Origin of the sequence: Mesorhizobium sp. BH1-1-4 (genome assembly GCF_020165665.1) — a bacterium.
In the GTDB taxonomy this organism is placed as follows: domain Bacteria; phylum Pseudomonadota; class Alphaproteobacteria; order Rhizobiales; family Rhizobiaceae; genus Mesorhizobium.
In genome coordinates this window covers 311,167-332,155 of sequence record NZ_JAIUIN010000002.1, presented here as the reverse complement: position 1 = coordinate 332,155, position 20,989 = coordinate 311,167, and the positions used below count along the sequence as shown (strand labels likewise).

Here is a 20,989-nt window from a genome sequence, read left to right as displayed (position 1 = left end):
GGCTCCTGCCCTTTACGGCATCAATCCTGACGTCTTTGGCCCGCCAGCCAGAAAGCGGCAATGACGATGAGCGGGACGGCAAGAAGCGCGAATTTGGTGACGATCAGCGCCGAGGCAAAAGACAGCGAGTCCGGGTTGGCATAGAGGAAATCGGACAGAAGGCGCGCCACGGCGATATTCTGGGCATAGTCGGCGAGCGTATACGGCAGCACCAGGACCAGCGCGAAGATCGACTGCACCTGCCCCGGCAGCACGCGGAAATTCTTCAGGCGCCGGGCTGTCGCCAGGATCAGGCTGACCAGCGTCAGCGACAACAGCGCCGGAAACAAAAGAGCGAAGGTCAGGTAATGCCAGACCAGGATGATCTCGCTGCCGCGTCGGCCAAGCGCCGTCAGCCAGGCCATGCCCTCATCGGGTGTGAATCCGAAATAACGCATGTCGAGCGAGGACAGGCCCCCGCTCAATTGACGGAAATAGAAGAACTCCATCCCCGTCATGGCGATGAAAACCGCCGCCGAGAGAAAGCAGAGCGCGCCGACATGGCGCGACAGGCGCAGCACCATGGCGGTCAAGTTGCGCCAAAGCCCGGAAGAATCAGGCTCCGCCGGGATAGTTGGGGCTTTCGCGGGTAATCGTGACGTCATGGGCGTGGCTTTCACGAAGTCCGGCGTTGGATATGCGCACAAAGGTGGCGCGTTCGCGGAAATCGGCAAGGTCGCGGCCACCGACATAACCCATAGCGGCTTTCAGCCCGCCTGCAAGCTGATGCAGCACGCCAGACACAGGTCCTTTGTAGGGAACCTGTCCTTCAATGCCTTCCGGCACCAGTTTCAGCGTGTCGCGCACCTCGGCCTGGAAGTAGCGATCGGCGGAGCCCCGCGCCATGGCGCCGACCGAGCCCATGCCGCGATAGGCCTTGAAGGAGCGGCCCTGGTGCAGATAGACCTCGCCCGGGCTCTCGTCGGTCCCGGCAAGCAACGAGCCGATCATGGCGGCACTGGCGCCGGCGGCGAGTGCCTTGGCCAGATCGCCGGAATATTTGATGCCGCCATCGGCGATCACCGAGGCGCCGGATTTGTGCGCCGTCTCGACCGCCGACATGATGGCCGAAAGCTGGGGAACGCCGACCCCGGCCACGATGCGGGTGGTGCAGATGGAGCCCGGACCGATGCCGACCTTGACTGCGTCGGCGCCGGCATCGATCAGCGCCCGCGTGCCTTCCGCGGTGGCGACATTGCCGGCCAGGATGCGCACGGAGTTGGAAAGCTTCTTCGCCCGCGTCACCGCGTCCAGCACGCGCTGCGAGTGGCCATGCGCGGTGTCGATCACCAAAAGGTCGACGCCGGCCTCGATGAGACGCTCGGCGCGTTCGAAGCCGTCATCGCCGACGCTGGTGGCGGCCGCGGCGCGCAGGCGTCCCTGCGCGTCCTTGGTGGCGTGCGGGTTGAGCTGCGACTTCTCGATGTCCTTGACGGTGATCAGCCCGACGCAATTGCCCTTTTTGTCGACGACGACCAGCTTCTCGATGCGGTGCTGGTGCAGCAGCCGCTTGGCCTCGTCCTGGTCGACATTCTCCTTGACCGTGATCAGGTTCTCACGGGTCATCAATTCATAGACCTTCTGCGCCGGATCGGAAGCGAAGCGCACGTCGCGATTGGTCAGGATGCCGACCAACCGGCCGGTCTTGTGGCCGCCGGCGCCGCCATTCTCGACCACCGGAATGCCCGAGATCGAATAGGTGCGCATCAGCGACAGCGCGTCGGCGAGCGTGGCGTCGGGTCCGATGGTGACCGGATTGACCACCATGCCGGATTCGAATTTCTTCACCTGTCGTACCTGCTCGGCCTGTTCGGCCGGCGAGAAATTGCGATGGATGACGCCGATGCCGCCTGCCTGCGCCATGGCGATGGCAAGCCTTGCCTCGGTGACCGTATCCATCGCCGCCGACAGGATAGGCACGTTGAGGTCGATGTCGCCAGCGATGCGGGTGCGGATATCGGTCTGGCCGGGCATGACTTCGGAATGACCGGGCTGCAAAAGCACGTCGTCAAAAGTCAGCGCCAGTGCGCCGGTGGACGTTTCGATGATTTTTGCCATGGCCAGCCCTTTGAATGCGAAAAAGCGCTGGACCGGAATGGACAGCGCCGACTCGTTATTCCCTTTCAGGATTGGCGCTGGCTGGTAACACGTCGCGATGACGTTGGAAAGACGATGATTGCGCCTTCTATTCGGATGGCTTGCCGAGGAAAGCATCCAGCAAGGCATGGCGCGGCGAGGCGAAAGGACTGACGACGGTGACCCCACCCCATGTGAAGCCATCTTGCATGTCTTCCGACAGCAGCAGCCTGCAGCCGGCCTGCGAGGCAACGGAGAGAATGACCGCGTCCCAAATGCCCAGACGATGATCATTGGCCAGATCAGCGGCCATCATCATTATGTCTTGAGTGGTCGCGGCAACTGGAAACGCGTCACGCCAGCTCAGAAGGGCGTCACGGGCAGCCCCGGGCGTTCGTCCAGCCTCGTGGACCAGAACATTGTACAATTCACCAAGGACCTGAGCGGGAACAACTGCAGACTCCTGCGGGAGGTTGCGCAGCAGATCGAGAGCGATATCACGCTTCTCGGCACCGTTGATCCCTTCCGCGTAGGCAAGGATGTTGGTGTCAAGCGCAAACTTCACCGCTCGTCCTCATAGAGTTCGTCACGGGTCCAACGTTCGGTATTCACGACAGGTTGCCGTTCGAGTCGGGACAACAGCGCCGTGCGTGAGCGGGAAGCCACACCCTGCTGCTGATCCGCGGGCACGATCCGCGCGACGGGGCGGCCGTGACTGGTCACGACATAGCTCTGGCCCTCGCGCACGCCACGCAGGATAAGAGAAAACCTGCGGTTGGCATCGGCTGCCGAGACGGCTTCTTCCACGATAAAGCCTCCATGGTAGTTATATTCACTACAATAATGAGAGCCGTCACCTTTCGCAAGCCGTTCCGTAGCTGGCCGATCCTGCGGCATCCGAGATAAGGGTCGTCCAAGAGACTGCCAACCTCCTTGCGGTCGCACAAACGTGACAGCAAATTAATGCGACATCAGGCCAAAGGCGTGATAACCGCCCTTTCGTATCGGCTTGCCCCAGTCGGCAACGCAGTTTTGGCCAATTCGGACGCGTTCCTTGAACCGCACAATCCCGCTCATCCTGGCGGTCGCTCTTTTCATGGAGAACATGGATTCGACCGTCATCGCGACATCGCTGCCGGCGATCGCCATCGACATCCATACCAGCCCGATCGCGCTCAAGCTTGCGCTGACGGCCTATCTTGTGTCCCTGGCGATCTTCATTCCAATCAGCGGCTGGATGGCCGACCGCTTCGGCGCCAAGAACATCTTTCGTGCCGCGATCGCCGTGTTCATTGCCGGTTCGGTCGCCTGCGCGCTGTCGGGTTCGCTGCCGGCCTTCGTGGTTGCGCGTTTCCTGCAAGGCATTGGCGGCGCCATGATGACGCCGGTCGGGCGCCTGGTTCTGGTGCGCGCCACGCCCAAGAGCGATTTGGTCGCCGCCATGTCCTGGCTGACCGTTCCAGCACTGGTCGGCCCGCTGGTCGGTCCGCCGATCGGCGGCTTCATCACCACCTATTTTACCTGGCACTGGATTTTCCTGATCAATGTTCCGATCGGCCTGATCGGCATCTGGCTGGCGACACGCTTCCTGCCGGAAACCGAAGCCACCGAGACGCCGCCGCTCGATTTCATCGGCTTCGTGCTGAGCGGGCTGGCGGCATCCGGTGTCGTGTTCGGCCTGTCGGTGGTCAGCCTGCCCTATCTGCCGCCGGCGACCGGCTTCATCACCGTGGCCGTCGGACTGGTGTCGGGCGCGCTCTACCTGATGCATGCGCGCCGCGCCAAAAATCCGCTGCTGGCGCTCGAGCTGTTCCGCAACCAGGTGTTCCGCTCCTCGGTGCTCGGCGGCAGCCTGTTCCGGATCGGCATCGGTGCCGTGCCATTTCTGTTGCCGCTGATGTTCCAGATCGGTTTCGGGCTGACACCGTTCCAGTCCGGCATGATCACCTTCGTCTCGGCGATCGGCGCCATAGGCATGAAATTCGTCACCGCGCTGATCTTCCGCGTTGCCGGCTTCCGGCGCGTGCTGATCGTCGGCTCGCTGGTCGCCGCCGCATCGATCGCCATATACGGCCTCTTCACCCCCGAAACGCCTTACGCGCTGATGCTGGCCATATTGCTGGTCGGCGGCTTCATCCGCTCGATGTTCTTCACCGGCGTCAACGCGCTCTCCTATGCCGAGGTGTCGGCCGAGGACACCAGCAAGGCGACGCCGATCACGGCGGTGTTCCAGCAGCTCTCGATCGCGCTCGGCGTGGCGCTTGCAGGCGGTGTTCTGGAAGTCTCGACCTCGATCCATGGCGGCCCGCTGACGCTGGGCGATTTCCACATCGCCTTCTTCATCGTGGCGGCGGTATCGGCGGCGGCATCGCTGTCGTTCATGCGGCTGGCGCCCGACGCCGGCAATGCCGTGTCAGGCCATGGCCGGCTGACGACGCCGAAGACGCTGGAACCGGTGAGATCGCCGGGAGAGTGAGGTGGCCAATTCAGCCTTCGATGTCCCCCGGCCTTCGCTATGGCTGCGGGCGCTCGAGTCCTTCGGAACGTCCACTGGATGTTCCGATCCGCCTGACGGCGGAGCGGTAGTTGGTGGGCCAGTCAGGCCTCAGCGTCCCCCGGCCCTTCGCTATGGCTCCGGGCGCTCGAGTCCTTCGGAACGTCCACTGGATGTTCCGATCCGCCTGACGGCGGAGCGGTCTCTCGCCCTTTGAAGTCTTTCGCCAAGAGATAAAGCTCGACCGACTCGTCGCGCGATGCCGGCGGCTTGACGTGGTGGACGGAGCGGAAATTCTTCTTGAGCATCGAGAGAAGTTCGTTCTCGGCGCCGCCCTGGAAGGTCTTGGCCAGGAAATGGCCGCCGGGCTTCAGGACCGACAGAGCGAAATCGGCCGCCACCTCGCACAGATGCATGGTGCGGATATGGTCGGTCCGCTTGTGGCCGGTGGTCGGCGCCGCCATGTCGGACAGGACGACGTCCGGGTCTCCGCCCAGCGCTTCGGCCAGTTTTTGCGGAGCCTGCGGATCGAGAAAATCCATCAGCAGCACCGGCGCACCGGGCACGGCGTCCATTTCCAGATAATCGATGCCGATGACATGCGGGTTTTCGGCCGTCGATTTCGTGCGCGCGGCCGCGACCTGACACCAGCCGCCGGGGGCGGCACCCAGATCGATGACCTTCATGCCGGGTTTCAAGAGATGGTGCTTGTCGTCGATCTCGATCAGCTTGTAGGCCGCCCGCGAGCGATAACCGTCGGCCTTGGAGCGCTGTACATAGGGATCGTTGATGTGACGCTGCAGCCAGCGGCGCGACGATTCCTTCAGGCCGCTTTTCTTCTTGATCCGCGTCTTCAGCACGCGGATGCTGGCCGAACCTGGTTTTTCCGGTTTCTTGGTCATTTAACGGCCACGCCCATCATTGCGCCAGACGCCGTCATCGGCCATCAGCTCGCTCAATATGCCTTCGCGCAGGCCCCGATCGGCGACGCGCAGCCGTTCCGACGGCCAGACGGCGCGGATCGCTTCGAGGATAGCACAGCCGGCCAGTACAAGATCGGCGCGGTCGGCGCCGATGCAAGGGTTGGCGCAACGCTGCTGAAAATCCCAGCCAACCAGCCTTTCGACCATGCGGTCGACGCTGTCGCGATCCATCCACAGGCCGTCGACCCGGCGGCGGTCGTAGCGTTCGAGATCGAGATGAACGCCGGCCAGTGTCGTCACCGTGCCAGAAGTGCCGAGCAGGTGGAAATTCGGGCTGGCCTTGAGGTGGCTCAGCCGGTCGCGGCCGTCGAAGGCGGCAAGCCGGCCTGCGACGTCGTCGACCATGGCGGTGAAGATCTCACGCGTCACGGTGCGGCCGCCAAAGCGTTCGGCCAAGGAGACGACGCCGACCGGCAGCGATGTCCACGACACGATGTGGTTGGCCAGCCGCGGCGAACGGCGGCCGGTGAGATCGATCAGCGCGATCTCGGAAGAGCCGCCGCCGATGTCGAACAGCACGACGCCCTGCGTGTCGCGCTCGACCAGCGAGCCGCAGCCGGAAACCGCAAGGCGGGCTTCGGTCTGGCGGTCGATGATCTCGAGCTTCAAGCCGGCCTCGCGTTCGACGCGTTCGAGGAATTCGACGCCATTCTCGGCCGAGCGGCAGGCTTCCGTGGCGATCAGCCTTGCCTTCCTGATCTTGCGGCCGCGCAATTTGTCGCCGCAGACCTTGAGCGCCTCGACGGCGCGGTCCATCGCCGGCTGGCCGAGCCGGCCATTGGCGGTGAGCCCCTCGCCCAGCCTGACGATGCGCGAAAAGGCATCGATGACGCGGAACTGGCCATGGCGGGTGGGAACGGCGACCAGGAGCCGGCAATTGTTGGTACCGAGGTCGAGTGCCGCGAAAACGGGAAGCTCGTGCAGCGGCGGCCGGCGGTTGCCTTGCTCGGGGCGTGGCAACGGAACGGCGGGCGCGATCGCCTGGACCGCCACCGGTTTCAAGTCCAATGCGGCGACGGCGGCCTTGCCTTGCACCGGCAACCGATTCTCGTCGGGGCGTGCCTCGTCGCGCGCGAAAACCTTGCGCCCACGCCTTCGCTTGCGCCGCTTCTTGGGCTTGCCTTTCTGGGTCGCGTCGCCCGCCTGCCCATTCACGGAGCGAGGCTCCGTCGGGCGGCGTTGCTGCCAACCGGCTGTCCCCGGGCCTGATGACCCCGGGGAAGCGCTGGACGCGCCCACCTCCGGCGCGCCTGCGCCGGTGTCGCGGTCTTCCACTGTCGTTCCTTCCGGCGCCGCGCGAACCGGTGACGGACGCAGCAGGCGCTTTGGCATGTTTCAAGTTGCCGTCAGACTAACAGTGCCGCGCCCGATCACCAAGAGCCGCCTGCCGAATTTTGCCGGCTGGCTGCGCGGGCCTGCTTTTCGCGCTGGCGCAATGTACCGGCAAGGCGTGGCTGGTAGCGCAACACCGTCGCGGGGCGCGGCAAATCGGGACAGCATCAGCCGCGATAAGTGTTCGCGGTTGAATAGCCGGCTTCAATGAGGCATTTCTGAAATTAATGGGGAATTCGGGGCGCTGGCCTCTCGACAGAAAAGGACGCGGACAGGAAACGCATGGCAGTCGGGCAATGAACTGGAAACGCTATTTCTGGCCGGTCGTCGGCATCGGCGCGGTGATCTTCTCGCTGCTGCTGCTCTGGCATGAATTGCGCGGCGTCTCGCTCGACGACGTCTGGGACGGGCTGGCGGCCATTCCGGCCCGCGGCTGGATGCTGGCTGGCTTGAGTTCGGTCGTCGCCTATGCCGCGCTCGCCGGCTATGATCACATTGCGCTGCTGCATATTGGCAAGAAGGTGTCGTGGCTGTTCGTGACGCTCTGCTCCTTCACCACCTATGCGCTGTCGCACAACATAGGCGGCTCGGTGTTTTCCGGCGCCGTCATCCGCTACCGCGCCTACGGCACCAGGGGCCTGACGGGCCAGGAAGTCGGCGTGCTGGTGGCGATCTGCTGGATAACCTTCGTGTTGTCGACGATTCTCGCCGCCGGCCTCGTGCTGGTGTTCGAGCCGCAGATTATCGACCGCTTTTCCGGCATCGCCCATCACGGACTGTCGAAGGCGGCTGGCATCGCCATGCTGATCCTCATCGCCGCCTATATATTCGGCAGCTGGCTGCATCTGCGTCCGCTGAAAATCGCCAGCTTCCAGCTTCACTATCCGGCGCTGCCGATTGTCATCAGGCAGCTGCTGATCGGCCCGATCGAACTCCTGGCGGCAGCCGCGATCATCTTCTTCGCCCTGCCGGGGGTGCACAATCCCGGCTATTTCGTCGTGCTCGGCGTCTTCCTCGTCTCCTTCTCGGTGGCCCAGATCTCGCACGCGCCGGGCGGCCTCGGTGTGTTCGAGGTGGTGTTTCTCGCCGGGCTTTCCGACATGGACCCTGTCGGCGTGCTGGCCGCGCTGCTGGTGTTCCGGCTGTTTTATCTCATCATCCCGCTGATTCTGGGCCTGGGCATCGTGCTGTTCTTCGAACGCTCGCAATTCAGCCGCAGGGAGAGCTGAGACGCGGATCGCACGCCAGTGGAAAACGCCGGCTTTCGGAGCCAGCGACAAAAGCTGGCAATTGAAGCGCAGAGCAGGCTTGACTATTTTCCGCTGGCGGCTACAAGGCAGCGCTCACAGCGGCTAGCCCGCTCGGCCCGCGCGGTTTCACGTTTATCGTGAAAATCACGCCTGCTGGGGAATAGGTTAACGGTAGACCCACGGACTCTGACTCCGTTAGTCCTGGTTCGAATCCAGGTTCCCCAGCCAAACTGGACTCCCTGTCGATAAAGCGGTCCGTTGTGTGCCCGTCGCTGTTCCCGATGCGACCGTTTCCGCAAGTAGATCAAAGGGTTGTCTAAAGATGGCGTGCACCTTGCCTTGGTCCCAATGACAGTTCGACAGCACGAGATTCAAGAGCCGCTTTTTCTCGTGCACCGGCTGTTTCGCAAACAGTCGACTGGCGTTGCGTGCTAGTTCCAACAGCCGAATACCATCCTCCATGTATGATTCTTCAGCGCTACCATGGCGCTCAATCTCGCGCAGCAGCCGCGTCTGCTCGGTTCGCCACTGTGCCGACATCCGGTCGTAGAAGGCGTTGTCGATGCGGCCATCGAGCTTATCGAGGTACATGGCGTGCAGCCGGTCCTCGAGCCGCTTGTATTCGACTTGGCATCGATGGATCGCCTGTTCATGCTCGCGGCGCTCGTCGGCATGGCTGGCCATGAGGGCTGCCTTGACCCATTCCAGTATCTCTTCGTCGAAATGCAACCGGTCGAGCAGGTTGGCGAATGCCTGATCGAGCACTTCCTCGCGGACATATTTGCGGCGGCAATCACCGTACCCACCCCGGCCTTTGTTGGTATGCCCCGTGCAGTGATAGTAGACGTATTTGCCCTTCTTGATCTCAGCGACAACGGCGCAGCCGCATTCGGTGCAGGTCATCAGGCCGGTGAAGGCAAACTCGTTTCCTATCGGGTGAGTCGGCACTGCATTGCGCCCCGTCAGGACGCCCTGGACCCGCTCCCACAGTTCCATCGATACGAGGGGTTCGTGCTTTCCCTGATGCAGTTTGCCACTCCACTGGAACAGCCCCGTATAGAGGCGGTTGCGCAGGATCATATGCACGGTGCTGACCGGAACCGGATTGCCGCTCTTAGGATAGATCAGTCCATCGCCATGAGCTGCCTTAGCCAAGGCCTTGAGCGAATACTGGCCGGTTGCGTAGCGCTCGAACAGTTGTGTGACGACTGGAGCCAATTCAGGATGCGGCTCGATAACCTTTCTGCCATCCTTCCCCGTGGTGTTGACATAGCCCAGTGGAGCCTTTGTCGGCCAGATGCCCTGCTCCGCCTTCTCCATCTGTCCCTTGCGGGCTTCTTCCGACAGGTTGTCGATATAATTCTTGGCCATCAAGACCTTGATGCCGTGCATGAACTTTTCAGATGAGCGCGAGTCCCGCGACAGCGTCACACCTTCCTTCGCAAGGTGGATTTCCACATCCAGTTCATCGAGCGTCACCCAGTCCTTCAGGTTGCGATAGAGTCGGTCGGTCTTCTCGACCAGGACGCTTCGAATGCCGGGATGCTTTCGCAGGTACTTGACCATTTCGGTGAAGTTGGTCCGGCCGGTTGTCTTGGCTGTCTCGACGTCGATGAACTCCTGAACGATGTCGAACCGCTGTTGCAGGGCGTAGTCACGCAGCAGCTTGCATTGCGCTGGGATGGAGAAGCCTTCTTTATCCTGCTCCTTGGAGGAGACGCGCGCGTATAGCAGCGCCTTCACAAGGCCTGTGGGCCTTGCGACCTTCGCAATTCGCTGATTCATCCTGGATGCGTCCTTCCCTCCTTAGTCGCTTTTGCGACGGACTGAGCCTGCAATCTGGCGAACATGAAGCACTGGCTACTCGCCCCGGTCAATTCGGTCCCATTCGGCGAGAATGCAAAAGAAGCCACCGAGATTATCGACGATTTGCCGGGCATCTTCGGTTGACAGGGGCCGCCCGGTACGAGCCTCAAACAAGCGAGACGTCCGTTCCAGGAACGCCTCGTCAACGACGCGCCGGCGCGAAAACAGATCGGCCTCGGCATCGCGTCTAACGCCGCGTTCTGTGCCGCGCCGTCGCGCCTTCACCGCTTCTGACCCGAGCATATCTGCATCGGGACAAGGATGGCCGAAATCGCCTCAGCGCCGAATGGCCGTTATCTGCGCCTACGTATCCTTTTCTACTCCGTATCGACACCGATGACCGCTTACTGACCAAGCGGGCGATTAGCGGCTTGCTTTTCGAGACCGACCAGATCGGCGGCCCTTGCTTGATATCGCTTACAATCCGCCTGAACGACGGATCGGTTAGGCCGCTCCAGCGGCACGCCCCCGACGATTTCCTTCAAGTCACGCAGGATCGATTCGATATGTGGCCAAGGAAAATCTGTCGGGTCGTCGATTTCGCGATCTGAGCCGACGATTATTTCGAGCTTGGCGACGACGCCGGGAAGTGACTGTGCGGGCGTACGCGGGAGTCTATCCTGAATCTTCAAAGCCGCCGTCGCGGCCTCGACTTCCGCCTGGTAGGCGATCGAATAGCCAACCTTCGCATCGATCGACGCCGGACAGGTGGCGCTGAGAACACGCGTTTCCAGCCGTTGTTGAAGTCGGCAGAGAACCAGCGAGACACGCTGCGCCCGCAACCATTCTCGTAGCAGCGCAACCGCAGCGTCTTCTTCGTCGGAACGAGCAGGTCTTTTTATAGCCCCCTCGCCTCTTCCGCCGATCGTGACGAGAGGCATAGTCGTGCTATGGTCGGAATCAGCCATGATCCGAGCTCCGCAAAGCGTGGGCGTGGTTAGACTTGCCGGAAGCGGGGAACCACTTCCAACGGTCGTTTCGTAAAACAAGCATATTTGCACTTTTTGTGCAACAGGGCATTTGAACAATGAAGGTAAGTGCGGCCCAAGTTCGCGCGGCCCGTGGGCTTCTCGACATTTCTCAACAGGAACTGGCGGATCTTTCCAAGGTAAGTTTGAGGACAATCGTGCAGTTCGAACGTGGTTCGAAACCTGCATCTGAATCGATCCTGCAAGCTCTGAAGCTATCTCTCGAAGCAGCCGGAATCGAATTCATTCCAGAGAATGGTGGTGGCCATGGCGTGCGCTTGTCACGCGGTACCGCGAACACTTAGCTGACGACGGCACTTGCGGGCGCCGTTAGGGATTATCTGTTTGCCAACAATGTCAGCAACGCGCCTCACCGAAGACATTCAGGCAACCATCACCCTCGCCTGAAAGCGGACGATCGGCGGGAACGAGGCGGGGGAAGGTAAGTTTGGGTCAAACGAAGTTAAGTCCTCTATAGGCGGAGACGAAGCCGTTTGGCCCGGTCAAGGAAAGCGAGTTCTCCACCCTCGAGGATTTCGCATACTTCTTTCCGAATTTCAGGGTTTTCGAGACCGCCCGCGACGTAGGTCATCGCCGGTAAGGCACCCGGCTGGTGGTACCCGGCCTTTGCAACAATCACCTGATCCGCGTCGGTGTTCACGACGAGATTTGCATTGTGCGTCACCACTATAATCTGGCGGCGAAGCTTCGTCTCGCGGAAGCGCTCGACGAGTTCGTCGTACACCGACTTCGGATCAAGATTCTCCTCCGGCTGATCGATCACGAGCGGTCGATCATCGTTCCGATCAATGGACAGATACAGCAGAAGCAGGACAATGCCGCGAGTACCAGGTGAAAGCTGTTCGATCTCCACGCCGTCGTATTGAACGCTATAGCGAATGCGGATGTGGTCGAGGCTGTAGAGCCAAGCGGAGAGCTCTGACGCCCATGCGCGGTATCGCTCCAGATTGGAGCGGTCCTCCAAAGCTTCGGCAACGAAATCACGGTCATGGTCGGTTCTGAACTTTGCGAGCGCCGATGCGATGTCGTTGGCGCTGCCAGATTCCCAAATCGCCAGCAACTTGGTCTGGACGGCCTTTAACAGGGAACCCTTGCCTTGAAATGGGCCGGTCTTGCGGGCGTCGAGCAGCTTCTCGCCGCGCGCCGCCCACCCCTCCACGTCTACGGTACGGCGAACATTGAAAGTCAGCTTGCCAAGGGCGCCGGGTTGGCCAGCGATCTGTTGACCAAGCGGTTCGTATAGGCTTGCGAGTTCGTTGGCCTCACCAATGATCGCTGCGACTGCCTTCTTGTAGTTTTCCGTGCGCTGCGTCGCGAGGATCTTGATCCTGTCATCAGCCGCCTCGGCCAGTTCTATCGAACGGCGGAGCTTGTTGAGGTTGGCTTCGCCTTGGGTAATCTTCTCCGTAAGCCTGCTGTAGGTTCGGGCGTTCTCCGTCGCGATACCAACGACTTGAGTCAGCCGGGCAACCTCCGCGTCGAGGTGGCCGAGCGTTTGCTGGTCAAGGGCAACACCCTCGGCCAGCCGGGACATCGTCAGATCAGCACCCGGGTTAAGTGGCGGAAGAGCCTGACCGCGAAGTTGAGCCGTAGTCGTCTCGAGCTTCTTGATTGCTGCGTTGACCGTACCAGCGGGATCGCCCTTGAAGTCGACTTCGAAGGTTTTCCAATCCGCTTCCGGCAAGCCAGCTTCAATGTGGGTATCCCTGAGGTCGCGTAACATGCCGGGGAGGATGCTTTCCTTCCAGGAACGGACGGCATCAAGCAGTGCAAGCAAGGTCTGGCGGCGACGCTGCTGTGCTTGAATCAAGTTCCTGCGGGCGACCGCCGCCTCATCGACCCCAGCGAGGGTTTCGGATGCGGCCTTAGTGCTCGCATTTCCACTGCTTACGAGTGCTTGACGGTCCTTCTTGTCCTTCTCCAACGTTGCTTGGCCTGTGTCGCGCTGCTTCTTCAAGCCTTCGAGCGCGTCTTTGCGCTGACGCTCAACATTCATCTCGTTGGACGTCTGGACAATCACTAATTCTTGGCGTTGACGTTCGGCGCGCCAGCGTTCGGCTCGTAGCGAAAGCAGCTCGCCAAAGTTGGCTGCCTCCATGCGGTCTTCCTCGGGATGAGCATGGAAAACGACTCGTTCGATCTCAGTAAGCAGTTCGTCAGTGACACCCTCAGCGGAGCAAAGCCGGTCCACGAATTGCTGGGAGAGATAGCGTACTCGGGAATCATCGAGAACGTCCTCCATCTCAACGGTCCGAAGGTCGTTGTAGGTCTCGTCGCCAAGGGCCCATTTCAGCGTGGCGCGTTCGGACCCGAGGAGCTTGGCGGCTCGGTATAGGAATGACTTCTTTGCCTCGTCATCCTTGGATTGGCGGGCGGCATAGGCTCCCGCGGCGATGATCTCAGCGAGCGCTGTCTTACCCGATCCGCGTGCGCCGATGATCGCAACCAGCCCGGCGTTGAGGTCTATCGCCCCATTCGAAAACCATGACGCATTAGTCACGGTGACGCGCTCGATCACTTCGGACGATAGCGCCCCGATGGGATGCGTCGGACCGATAAAGACACGCGCGTTGGGCTCGAGGACGACCTGCCGGAGGCTCTCAAAGGTCACATCGCCCTTAATCCAGGTATAAAGGTCGTTGTCCGGCTTACCCACCTTGCCCAAGTCGTGAGCATCGCTTCCGTGCAAGCACGGTTTGCGGCCACCCCAGCCCAGAATCAGCTGCTCAAGGGTCGCAGCACCAAGCCCGAGCCAGAAGTCGCGTAGTTTTTGCGATGAACCGAAAATGAAGTGAGCCGCTTTCTCGATCTCCTTCCGCATCGTCACCAGCGACGCGTCGCCCTGCAAGCCCGCAGTCCCGTCGCCTTCGCCAGCCGCCACCGCAACTAAGATGTTGCGTTGAGCCCACTCCGACTTATCGAACGCGTCCCGGAGTTTCGAACGGCTGACTTTGAACTGATTGGCGCCCTCCCTCAGCGCGGCCTCCGGGGCTAGGTTCGGATCTCGCTTATGGGCGCGGCCCAATCGGATTAGTTCATCGCGGTCGCAGGCGTAGGTTTCGCCGTGCGCCTCGAAAGTCATCTTCCGCATAAAGCTCTGCAGTTTCTCTAGATGGTCGGGTTCGTCGGGGCAAACCAGGAGATGAAAGTTGATGACGCCGTCAGAGGATGTGCCCATCTCGAAGCGCATCTCGACATTGGGAAAAATCAGCTCAACACCCTGCAGACGCCCAGCCTTCTTGTGAGCGACCACCCGCTCGTAGAGCGTGAAGCTGTAGTAGTCCGTGACACCGAGGGCACGAATGCGTGGCGCTGACTGCTCGATCGCTTGCAGATATGGCTCCCAAGCATTGTGGCCGAAATTGTTGGCAAGAATGGTGCCTGGCGTGTGGATATGGGGGTCCCAGCGATGCCAGATCGAGCCGCGTCGGTTTTTCTTGTCATCCATATTTACGCCCTCAACGATAAATTTGAGGGCAGAGCCGCGACGGCGGCGTCAAGAGTCGCATTTCCCCCACGCCAATACTACAGCGGGTATTTCGAGAATGCCAATATGGTCGTCCATTCCTAGGTAGTCGCCATGAGTGCCGAAGAAGGGTTCACGCCTCGCCCGAGCAGCAGAAAGCGTTCTATCCACGACCTTATATGTTGGGCAGCGTTCATATAGTAGACGAAGCGTGAATCACGCTACATTTCTGTCACGCCCTTCGGTGCGATCCAATGCCTGCCGAAGTAGGATTCCGTTAATAAATTCAACTTCCACCAATATTTAACCACAGCCTGCAACTCTGTTGCCGGGGAGTCAGGCTATGAATGAACTTCATTTTGGCGATAACCTTGACGTATTGCGGGCGATGCCCTCGCAATCTGTTGACCTAATCTACCTCGACCCCCCATTCAATTCGAACGCCAATTATAACGTGCTGTATGGCACGAAGGGCGGTGGCGCGTCTAAAGCTCAATCTCACGCTTTTGAGGATACATGGACCTGGGGACTGGATGCACAGCGCGCTTTGAACGAGACCGCCGAACGGCATCTCGAAGCTGGCGCGCTGCTCGATGCGTTCCAGAAGGTGTTCGCCGGCAGCACCATGATGGCTTACTTGTCCATGATGACGGTACGATTAATCGAGATGCAGCGCATTTTGAAATCAACTGGAGCGCTCTATCTGCATTGTGACCCAACTGCCAGTCATTACCTCACGATATTTCTTGATGCCATATTCGGTACTAATAATTTCAGGAGTGAAGTAATCTGGAAACGTTCGAGCGCTCACAGTTCGTCCAAGCGATATTCGCCTGTGCACGATACGATTCATTTCTACTCAAAGTCCGAGAAATTTACGTGGAATCCAGCGTTCCAGCCCATTCCTCAGGAAACTATTGACGCATGGTATAACAATATTGAACCCGGGACCGGGAGGCGATTCAACCGCGCCGACCTTACCGCCGCTGGCCAGAGGAATGGGTCTTCGGGCTTGCCATGGCGTGGAATAGACCCAACTTCTAAGGGCCGACATTGGGCGATTCCAGGGTATGTCGGCTTAGCCGCCATCCCTGCGCAAGAGGCGCTTGAAATACTCGACCAGCAAGGTCGGCTGTATTGGCCAAAAAAAGCCAACGGAATCCCGATGTTCAAGCGGTCATCTTGATGAAAGCCCCGGCATACCAGCTTTGGATGTAATTACGGATATCGCGCCGCTTAACAATGTCGCAAAGGAACGCCTAGGCTACCCTACGCAAAAGCCGCTGGCTCTCCTTGAGAGGATAATAGCGGCTTCATCCAATCCCGGTGACATTGTGCTTGACCCTTTCTGCGGATGTGGGACGGCTATCGAAGCGTCAGAAAAGCTTGGCCGCAGATGGATAGGTATCGACATCACATACCTCGCTATTCACGTCATCGAGGAACGGCTCCAAAAGACCTTCGGGCCCAAGATCAAGGAAGCCTATACCCTGTATGGCCGCCCCGAAGACGCCGAAGACGCGAAGGCGCTCGCCGCGCGCGACTGGCTCGAATTCCAGAAGTGGGCCGTGTTTACACTAGGCGGATTGCCCAAAGACCGGCCCGGCGCTGATGGCGGCATTGACGGCGTTATCCGATATCATCGGATAGGTATGGAGAGGGCCAGTCGCGCCATAGTCTCGGTCAAAGGCGGACTGAATGTTGGCGTCGATGCAATCCACAAACTCAAATCGGTAGTGAAGCGGGAAGAGGCGGAAATCGGCATCCTCGTTTGCGTCAACCCGCCAACCGGCCCTATGCTTCGCGAAGCCGCTTCGGAGGGCGAATTTGGGCCGCCGACCAAGCGCGTGCCGAAAATCCAAATTGTCACTGTCGAAGAACTCTTCCGGCCGGTTCCGGTGCATCTTCCCGGTATGCTTGACCCGCCTGAGGCTATCTCAATGCCAGCGCCGGGGCCGGGCAAGCGTGGGCGAAAGCGTATAGAAGGTCAGACGGAGATGCTTTTCCCTATCGAAGGGAAGCAAAGGGCCGAAGACAAAGGGAAGGTTAAGGGAAACCGCTCAATCCGACCCGTAGCAATCGAGGTAACGCGGGCCGACAGACGTAAGGCGAAATAGCTACTCGTCGGAGGGTTCTTGGCGCTTGCGCCCCGCGGTTCCTCTATTTGCTTTTTTTGCCGAGCTTGGGCGCGTGGATCTTGTTGACGCAAACCTTGAGGAGTCATTAACCTTGCCCCATAGGTGGCAGCAACGTGCCATTCGCCCACCATTAGTCGCCGTTTTTTCGTGCCGCTCCGGCGTGCCAAGACACAGGATCGGCGATCCATCGATTGATATCGGTTTCACGCCAGCCAGCCCCGTTGACGCTGATTTTCAGCTGAGCCGGGAACGTGCCTTCGGCGATCTTGCGATAGAGGGTTGAGCGGGACAAGCCGGTCCGGTCAAGGACGGTTCTGAGGCGTATGATACGATCTGGCTCGGACATAGCTCGCCTGCTTCTCACTGGTCGTTGCCGGTATCTGCTGGGACAACAGGGCTCACCAATGCTGGACGCAACCAGACTTTTCACTCGACCCGACTGTGGCGTGGAAACGGCGGCAAATCGGAGGGTTCAGATACCGATTCCCCGCCCTCTGCCGATGCCATGGCTGAATGCGAGTTCCGCAGCGAGGCGACGGCCGGACTCGACCTGGATGCCAAGCGCCTTCTTGTGATTGGCGAGTAGCGATTCCAGCTGCGGGTCGCGCTCGAGGCTCTTAGCCATGTCGGACATAGCCGAGCGTGTTGACCTGTAGCCGGACATGTCGCCGGCTTGGTATTGGCCCTGGCTCGTTCGATCGAGTTTTTGCCAGCGTTCCACGAAACGATCTGCCCGGCGGACCGGATCGTTGTCTAGTCCCGTGCGGATTTCGGTTTCAAGCTGGAGAGCAAGCACGACGCGGTTGACGCGGCCCGCACCCGCTTCACGGACAAGCTCGGGGTTCTTGAAGTAGGCTGCTTCGGCATCGCGCCAGCCATGCGGCCGAACCTTCTCGAACGCGCTGCGGGCATCCCTCAATTCGCGCATCTGCTCGGGACTGCCCTGGCCGTCACGATGTCCAGCGCTGTGGATCGCATCGATCGCACGGGCGTGACGCACAAGCGCCTGCGTGCGAGCGCGTCGCAACGCCGCTTCCGGGTCAACCTGCACATTCGTTTCGCGCTGCGCTCCCCTGACCGAAGCATCTCTTCCAGGCGAGGGACCGCCATCTCCGATCTGCGCGCCAACATTCTCCCTTCCCGGACGGCGCCCACGCTCCTGACCGGGCTCGGCGTCGGCGGGCAAGCGCAATCCGTCGAGTAGCCCGCCGATCCTGTCGCGAAGCTTCTCCGGAACGATCCGGCGCACGATCTCGACCACACGCTCGCGGAAGCTGATGCCGCGCCGCTCGGCATAGCTCTGCGCCGGGTCGATCTGCTCGTAGTCCGACGCCATATCTTTCGCGCGGTCGCGCGACAGCGTGCGAACGAGCCGATCTCGTGTCGCAAAGTCGTCGCCGCCGTAATGCAGGTCCATCCCGTCTCGATGTCGCGACAGGGCAACGTAGCTGCCATGTGCGTCCATGCCGGGCGTCGCCAGGACATGGGTCCGGTCAACCGTCATACCCTGCGCCTTGTGAATGGTCGCCGCATAGCCGTGGTCGATGTGGGCATAGTCTTTCAGATCGAAGCGCACCGATCGGCCGTCATCGGTGCGAACGGCCATACTTTGTGAGCTGACCTCTTCGATCACACCGAGCGTGCCGTTTTTGACGCCAAGGCCGCGCTCGTTGCGCAGGAACATGACACGGTCGCCGCTGGCGAAGTTTCTCGCACCGCGTTCCACATCCACCTGAACATCTTGGCCGAGATCGCCGGCTACGCGCATGCGCTCGCGCGCGACCTGGTTGAGCGCGCGCACCTCGTCGTTCGTGTGGGTGAGGATGATCTGGCTTGCCTGTGGATGCGCCTGCCTGTCGCGATCCCAGCGCTGGACGAGTTCAGCTCGCGCTTCGTCGCGTGTCGCGGCCGGATGCACCATGCCTTGCGCGTCGTAGGCGCTGATCGCGGCGCCGATCTTGCCGGTTGCCAGATCGCGCGTGGCATCGCGTTGCCAGTCCTCGCGCTGGCGGCGTACCTGGCCGATCTCGACGCCACCATTACGCTCGTGAATCGAGCGGAATGCAGCGCCGGCTTCAATCGCCTGCAGCTGCTGCGGATCGCCGACCAGCACAACCTTTGCGCCGACGTCCACCGCATGGGAGAGCACGCGCTCCAACTGGCGCGTGCCGATCATGCCGGCTTCATCGATCACCAGGACATCACGCGCGGTGAGAAGATCGCGGCCCTGCCCCCAACCATGTTCCAAGCTGGCAATGGTGCGTGTGACAATTCCTGATCCGCTTTCAAGATTCTCGGCCGCAATACCGGAGAGTGCGGCGCCTCGAACCTCGTAGCCCGCGGCTGCCCATGCCTGGCGCGCAACACCCAGCATGGCGCTCTTGCCAGTGCCGGCAAACCCGACAACGACACCAAGACCGCGACCATCGGTAATATGCGCGAGCGCATCGGTCTGCTCGCCTGACAGGACAAGCCCGCGTTGCGCAGCCCGCGCCAGAGCTGCCACGCGAACCACGTCACTCACCGCATGACGCTCCGTCCCACCCATGCGTTCCGCCGCGCGATGCAGGCGCTGTTCGGTCTCGATCATCTGCCGCGTGGTGAACCGGTCTTCGCCGCGTCCGTCCTTGCCGAGTTCGACCAGATCGGGTGCGTTGCCGATCGCACCTATGACCTTATTGAACTGCTCGATTCCGTCGCTGTGCCGATGCGAGAACTTCGCAAGGTCTTTTCTGGTGAAGGTCGATTGCTGATGCGTCATGGCATCCAGCGCCACGGATGGATCGGCAATGATACGCGCTCCATTGTTGCGCGCGATCTCGCGGTGCAGCTCGGTGCGATCGGCTTCGATGCCGGCAGCGTCGAGGCCACCGTCCTCAATGCGTTTTGCCGGCGCGCCAATCTGGGTCTGCGGCTCCAGTGAAATGCCCTGCGCTTCCAGACTGCGATGATCGATGCGCGCGTCGATGTCGAGTTCGGCAAGCCGCTCATTGGCGAGCTCCGCCCAGCGCTCGCGCCAGCGCTCGACCAGCTCGGTTTGGTTCCAGTCGCGAACCTTCGCCCCGAAACCGTGCTCGTCCACTGACCGCATGGTGAGCATGACATGGGCATGAGGCTTTGGACTGCCATCCTCTGCCCTGTCCCAATGCACATTGAGGTCGGCGACCATGCCCTTGCTGACAAACTCGGCTTGCACGAAGTCGCGCGACAACTCGATGCCTTGCGCCTGGCTGAGTTCACGCGGGAGTGCAAACTCGACCTCGCGGGCCAGTTGCGCATCCTTGCGCACCTCGAACGCCTCGACATCGTTCCACAGCCTTTCGCGGTCGCGCCAAGCCTCCGGTGCATCCTCCGGCAGCATCACCTCGGAATGGACGACGCCGCGTTTGCTAGAAAAGTCCTGCACACGATCAATGCGCTCGTCGCGCAACCGCGAAGCCGAGCGGTAGGCGGCGGACGCGACAGCGCTTGAGCCTGCCTTGCGGCCAATGACCTTGACGTGAAGATGATAGATCGCCATCGCGACAGGATCATTTGCACGTCAAAGCCCACGTCGGCACGACGTATAAGCGCGCCCTCCCTCGAAAAAATCTCGGGATGGACCAGCCCGTCCCGGGCTGTCTCGGCAACCCTGAAGCCGTCCGGCGGACGCTCGCCTATCATCGGCGCATCGACAATCGATGGAGACAGTCATGCGCAAACCACGTGACTTTGATGCCGAACTCAGCGCGCTGGAAGAAAAGACGCGAGAGCTCAAAACACGAAAGGTACAGCAACTCGGTGAACTGGTGATCGCTACCGGCGCCGATCAACTCAGCACCGACGAACTGGCCGGGGCGCTGGTCGCCATCGCTGAAACGAAAGACAGCGCAAAGCGTGAGGCATGGGCCAAGCGTGGGGTGACGTTTTTCGCGAGCCGGCCCCGGCGAACTGCTCCGGCATCTCACGGCAACCTTCGCGGCGCTCCAACGCAACCAGGCAGCACACAATCGCCGGCGAGCGGCTCTGGCTCGCAATGACATGCGCACGTGGCAGGTCGAGCGCCGCAAGCGCACCCGACATCTGATCGAACTCGGCGGTCTCGTCGTCAAGGCGAGTATCGTTGAACTGACCAATGACGATCGCGCCATCATCTACGGCGCACTGCTCTGGATGGCCGCCAAGCTCCAGAGCCATGAAGGCCAGCATGCGAGGGATCTATGGGCCGCGAAGGGAAAGCAGGCTTTCGATGCGGAACGGCATGAAGAGGGAAAGGATCAGCGAACTTAGCGGCGGTTGCGCTACGCCGCGGCCTCTTAGGGGGAGCAACAAGAAAATCGTCAGGGGGAACCGCCCCGTTCGCAGCGAGCGAGCCGA

Annotated in this window: 18 protein-coding genes and 1 tRNA gene; 8 read left to right on the top strand and 11 right to left on the bottom strand. The window is 60.9% G+C overall.

What is annotated here, in order from left to right; genetic code table 11:
* Positions 1 to 20: 20 nt before the first annotated feature.
* The 4 genes from LB569_RS05110 to LB569_RS05095 all read right to left on the bottom strand — a co-directional run bounded on the left by LB569_RS05110 (position 21) and on the right by LB569_RS05095 (position 2,922).
* Positions 21 to 563 (bottom strand): hypothetical protein, encoded by a 543-nt coding sequence (locus tag LB569_RS05110; protein WP_224542876.1) that lies wholly within the window; start codon positions 561 to 563, stop codon positions 21 to 23.
* Between the two features lie 31 nt (positions 564 to 594).
* Positions 595 to 2,097, bottom strand: coding sequence for an IMP dehydrogenase (guaB, locus tag LB569_RS05105; protein WP_224691360.1), 1,503 nt, complete (start codon positions 2,095 to 2,097; stop codon positions 595 to 597).
* Between the two features lie 127 nt (positions 2,098 to 2,224).
* Complete coding sequence (locus tag LB569_RS05100; RefSeq protein WP_224691359.1) at positions 2,225 to 2,680, bottom strand: PIN domain-containing protein; 456 nt, start codon at positions 2,678 to 2,680, stop codon at positions 2,225 to 2,227.
* Positions 2,677 to 2,922 (bottom strand): type II toxin-antitoxin system Phd/YefM family antitoxin, encoded by a 246-nt coding sequence (locus LB569_RS05095; RefSeq protein WP_140707306.1) that lies wholly within the window; start codon positions 2,920 to 2,922, stop codon positions 2,677 to 2,679. The genes LB569_RS05100 and LB569_RS05095 overlap by 4 nt, the downstream gene beginning before the upstream one ends.
* A 247-nt stretch (positions 2,923 to 3,169) precedes the next feature.
* Between LB569_RS05095 and LB569_RS05090 the strand changes: the two genes are divergently transcribed.
* The gene (locus LB569_RS05090) at positions 3,170 to 4,591 is read left to right on the top strand and encodes an MFS transporter (protein WP_224691358.1); all 1,422 of its coding nucleotides are present in this window, start codon (positions 3,170 to 3,172) and stop codon (positions 4,589 to 4,591) included.
* A 122-nt stretch (positions 4,592 to 4,713) separates the two neighbouring features.
* Here LB569_RS05090 and LB569_RS05085 read toward each other — a convergent pair whose 3' ends face one another.
* Entirely contained in the window at positions 4,714 to 5,511 is a 798-nt protein-coding gene (locus LB569_RS05085) for an RlmE family RNA methyltransferase (RefSeq protein ID WP_224691357.1), read from the bottom strand.
* Entirely contained in the window at positions 5,512 to 6,867 is a 1,356-nt protein-coding gene (locus LB569_RS05080; RefSeq protein ID WP_224559683.1) for a Ppx/GppA phosphatase family protein, read from the bottom strand.
* 353 nt (positions 6,868 to 7,220) lie between these two features.
* On the opposite strand from LB569_RS05080, the gene LB569_RS05075 reads away from it, so the two are divergent.
* Both LB569_RS05075 and LB569_RS05070 read left to right on the top strand, forming a co-directional pair.
* Positions 7,221 to 8,153, top strand: a complete 933-nt coding sequence (locus LB569_RS05075) for a lysylphosphatidylglycerol synthase domain-containing protein (protein WP_224542869.1) — start codon at positions 7,221 to 7,223, stop codon at positions 8,151 to 8,153.
* Between the two features lie 175 nt (positions 8,154 to 8,328).
* Positions 8,329 to 8,402: transfer RNA gene (locus LB569_RS05070), tRNA-Gln, on the top strand.
* Here the strand turns inward: LB569_RS05070 and LB569_RS05065 are convergent.
* Entirely contained in the window at positions 8,370 to 9,959 is a 1,590-nt protein-coding gene (locus LB569_RS05065) for a recombinase family protein (RefSeq protein WP_224691356.1), read from the bottom strand. The two genes, LB569_RS05070 and LB569_RS05065, sit on opposite strands and share 33 nt — an antisense overlap.
* A gap of 425 nt (positions 9,960 to 10,384) precedes the next feature.
* Positions 10,385 to 10,948, bottom strand: a complete 564-nt coding sequence (locus LB569_RS05060) for a hypothetical protein (protein WP_224691355.1) — start codon at positions 10,946 to 10,948, stop codon at positions 10,385 to 10,387.
* A gap of 119 nt (positions 10,949 to 11,067) precedes the next feature.
* Here LB569_RS05060 and LB569_RS05055 point away from each other — a divergent pair, with 119 nt between their 5' ends.
* A complete protein-coding gene (locus LB569_RS05055) occupies positions 11,068 to 11,313 on the top strand; it encodes a helix-turn-helix domain-containing protein (RefSeq protein ID WP_224691354.1) in 246 nt (81 codons plus the stop codon).
* A 167-nt stretch (positions 11,314 to 11,480) separates the two neighbouring features.
* Here LB569_RS05055 and LB569_RS05050 read toward each other — a convergent pair whose 3' ends face one another.
* On the bottom strand, positions 11,481 to 14,477 hold the full coding sequence (locus LB569_RS05050) for a TrlF family AAA-like ATPase (RefSeq protein WP_224691353.1): 2,997 nt from the start codon (positions 14,475 to 14,477) through the stop codon (positions 11,481 to 11,483).
* Between the two features lie 361 nt (positions 14,478 to 14,838).
* On the opposite strand from LB569_RS05050, the gene LB569_RS05045 reads away from it, so the two are divergent.
* Positions 14,839 to 15,681 (top strand): DNA methyltransferase, encoded by an 843-nt coding sequence (locus tag LB569_RS05045; RefSeq protein WP_224691352.1) that lies wholly within the window; start codon positions 14,839 to 14,841, stop codon positions 15,679 to 15,681.
* Positions 15,602 to 16,612, top strand: coding sequence for a DNA methyltransferase (locus tag LB569_RS05040; RefSeq protein WP_224691351.1), 1,011 nt, complete (start codon positions 15,602 to 15,604; stop codon positions 16,610 to 16,612). Before LB569_RS05045 ends, LB569_RS05040 begins: the two co-directional genes overlap by 80 nt.
* Before the next feature lie 151 nt (positions 16,613 to 16,763).
* On the opposite strand, the gene LB569_RS05035 is transcribed toward LB569_RS05040, so the two are convergent.
* Both LB569_RS05035 and traA read right to left on the bottom strand, forming a co-directional pair.
* Positions 16,764 to 16,979 carry a helix-turn-helix transcriptional regulator gene (locus tag LB569_RS05035; protein ID WP_224691350.1) on the bottom strand — a complete coding sequence of 72 codons (216 nt, stop codon included), beginning with the start codon at positions 16,977 to 16,979 and terminating at the stop codon, positions 16,764 to 16,766.
* A 126-nt stretch (positions 16,980 to 17,105) separates the two neighbouring features.
* On the bottom strand, positions 17,106 to 20,153 hold the full coding sequence (traA, locus tag LB569_RS05030; protein WP_224691349.1) for a Ti-type conjugative transfer relaxase TraA: 3,048 nt from the start codon (positions 20,151 to 20,153) through the stop codon (positions 17,106 to 17,108).
* Positions 20,154 to 20,325: 172 nt separating this feature from the next.
* Between traA and LB569_RS05025 the strand changes: the two genes are divergently transcribed.
* Entirely contained in the window at positions 20,326 to 20,652 is a 327-nt protein-coding gene (locus LB569_RS05025) for a conjugal transfer protein TraD (RefSeq protein ID WP_224691348.1), read from the top strand.
* 1 nt (position 20,653) lies between these two features.
* Positions 20,654 to 20,902, top strand: a complete 249-nt coding sequence (locus LB569_RS05020) for a conjugal transfer protein TraD (protein ID WP_224691347.1) — start codon at positions 20,654 to 20,656, stop codon at positions 20,900 to 20,902.
* Positions 20,903 to 20,989: the final 87 nt, after the last annotated feature.

Excerpts from the sequence above, each read along its gene's own strand:
- LB569_RS05050 (WP_224691353.1), bottom strand. The coding sequence starts at position 14,477 with ATGGATGACAAGAAAAACCGACGCGGCTCGATCTGGCATCGCTGGGAC.
- LB569_RS05035 (WP_224691350.1), bottom strand. The coding sequence starts at position 16,979 with ATGTCCGAGCCAGATCGTATCATACGCCTCAGAACCGTCCTTGACCGG.
- LB569_RS05085 (WP_224691357.1), bottom strand. The coding sequence starts at position 5,511 with ATGACCAAGAAACCGGAAAAACCAGGTTCGGCCAGCATCCGCGTGCTG.
- guaB (WP_224691360.1), bottom strand. The coding sequence starts at position 2,097 with ATGGCAAAAATCATCGAAACGTCCACCGGCGCACTGGCGCTGACTTTT.
- LB569_RS05075 (WP_224542869.1), top strand. The coding sequence starts at position 7,221 with ATGAACTGGAAACGCTATTTCTGGCCGGTCGTCGGCATCGGCGCGGTG.
- LB569_RS05060 (WP_224691355.1), bottom strand. The coding sequence starts at position 10,948 with ATGGCTGATTCCGACCATAGCACGACTATGCCTCTCGTCACGATCGGC.
- LB569_RS05020 (WP_224691347.1), top strand. The coding sequence starts at position 20,654 with ATGCGCACGTGGCAGGTCGAGCGCCGCAAGCGCACCCGACATCTGATC.
- LB569_RS05065 (WP_224691356.1), bottom strand. The coding sequence starts at position 9,959 with ATGAATCAGCGAATTGCGAAGGTCGCAAGGCCCACAGGCCTTGTGAAG.
- LB569_RS05110 (WP_224542876.1), bottom strand. The coding sequence starts at position 563 with ATGGTGCTGCGCCTGTCGCGCCATGTCGGCGCGCTCTGCTTTCTCTCG.
- LB569_RS05055 (WP_224691354.1), top strand. The coding sequence starts at position 11,068 with ATGAAGGTAAGTGCGGCCCAAGTTCGCGCGGCCCGTGGGCTTCTCGAC.
- traA (WP_224691349.1), bottom strand. The coding sequence starts at position 20,153 with ATGGCGATCTATCATCTTCACGTCAAGGTCATTGGCCGCAAGGCAGGC.
- LB569_RS05045 (WP_224691352.1), top strand. The coding sequence starts at position 14,839 with ATGAATGAACTTCATTTTGGCGATAACCTTGACGTATTGCGGGCGATG.
- LB569_RS05025 (WP_224691348.1), top strand. The coding sequence starts at position 20,326 with ATGCGCAAACCACGTGACTTTGATGCCGAACTCAGCGCGCTGGAAGAA.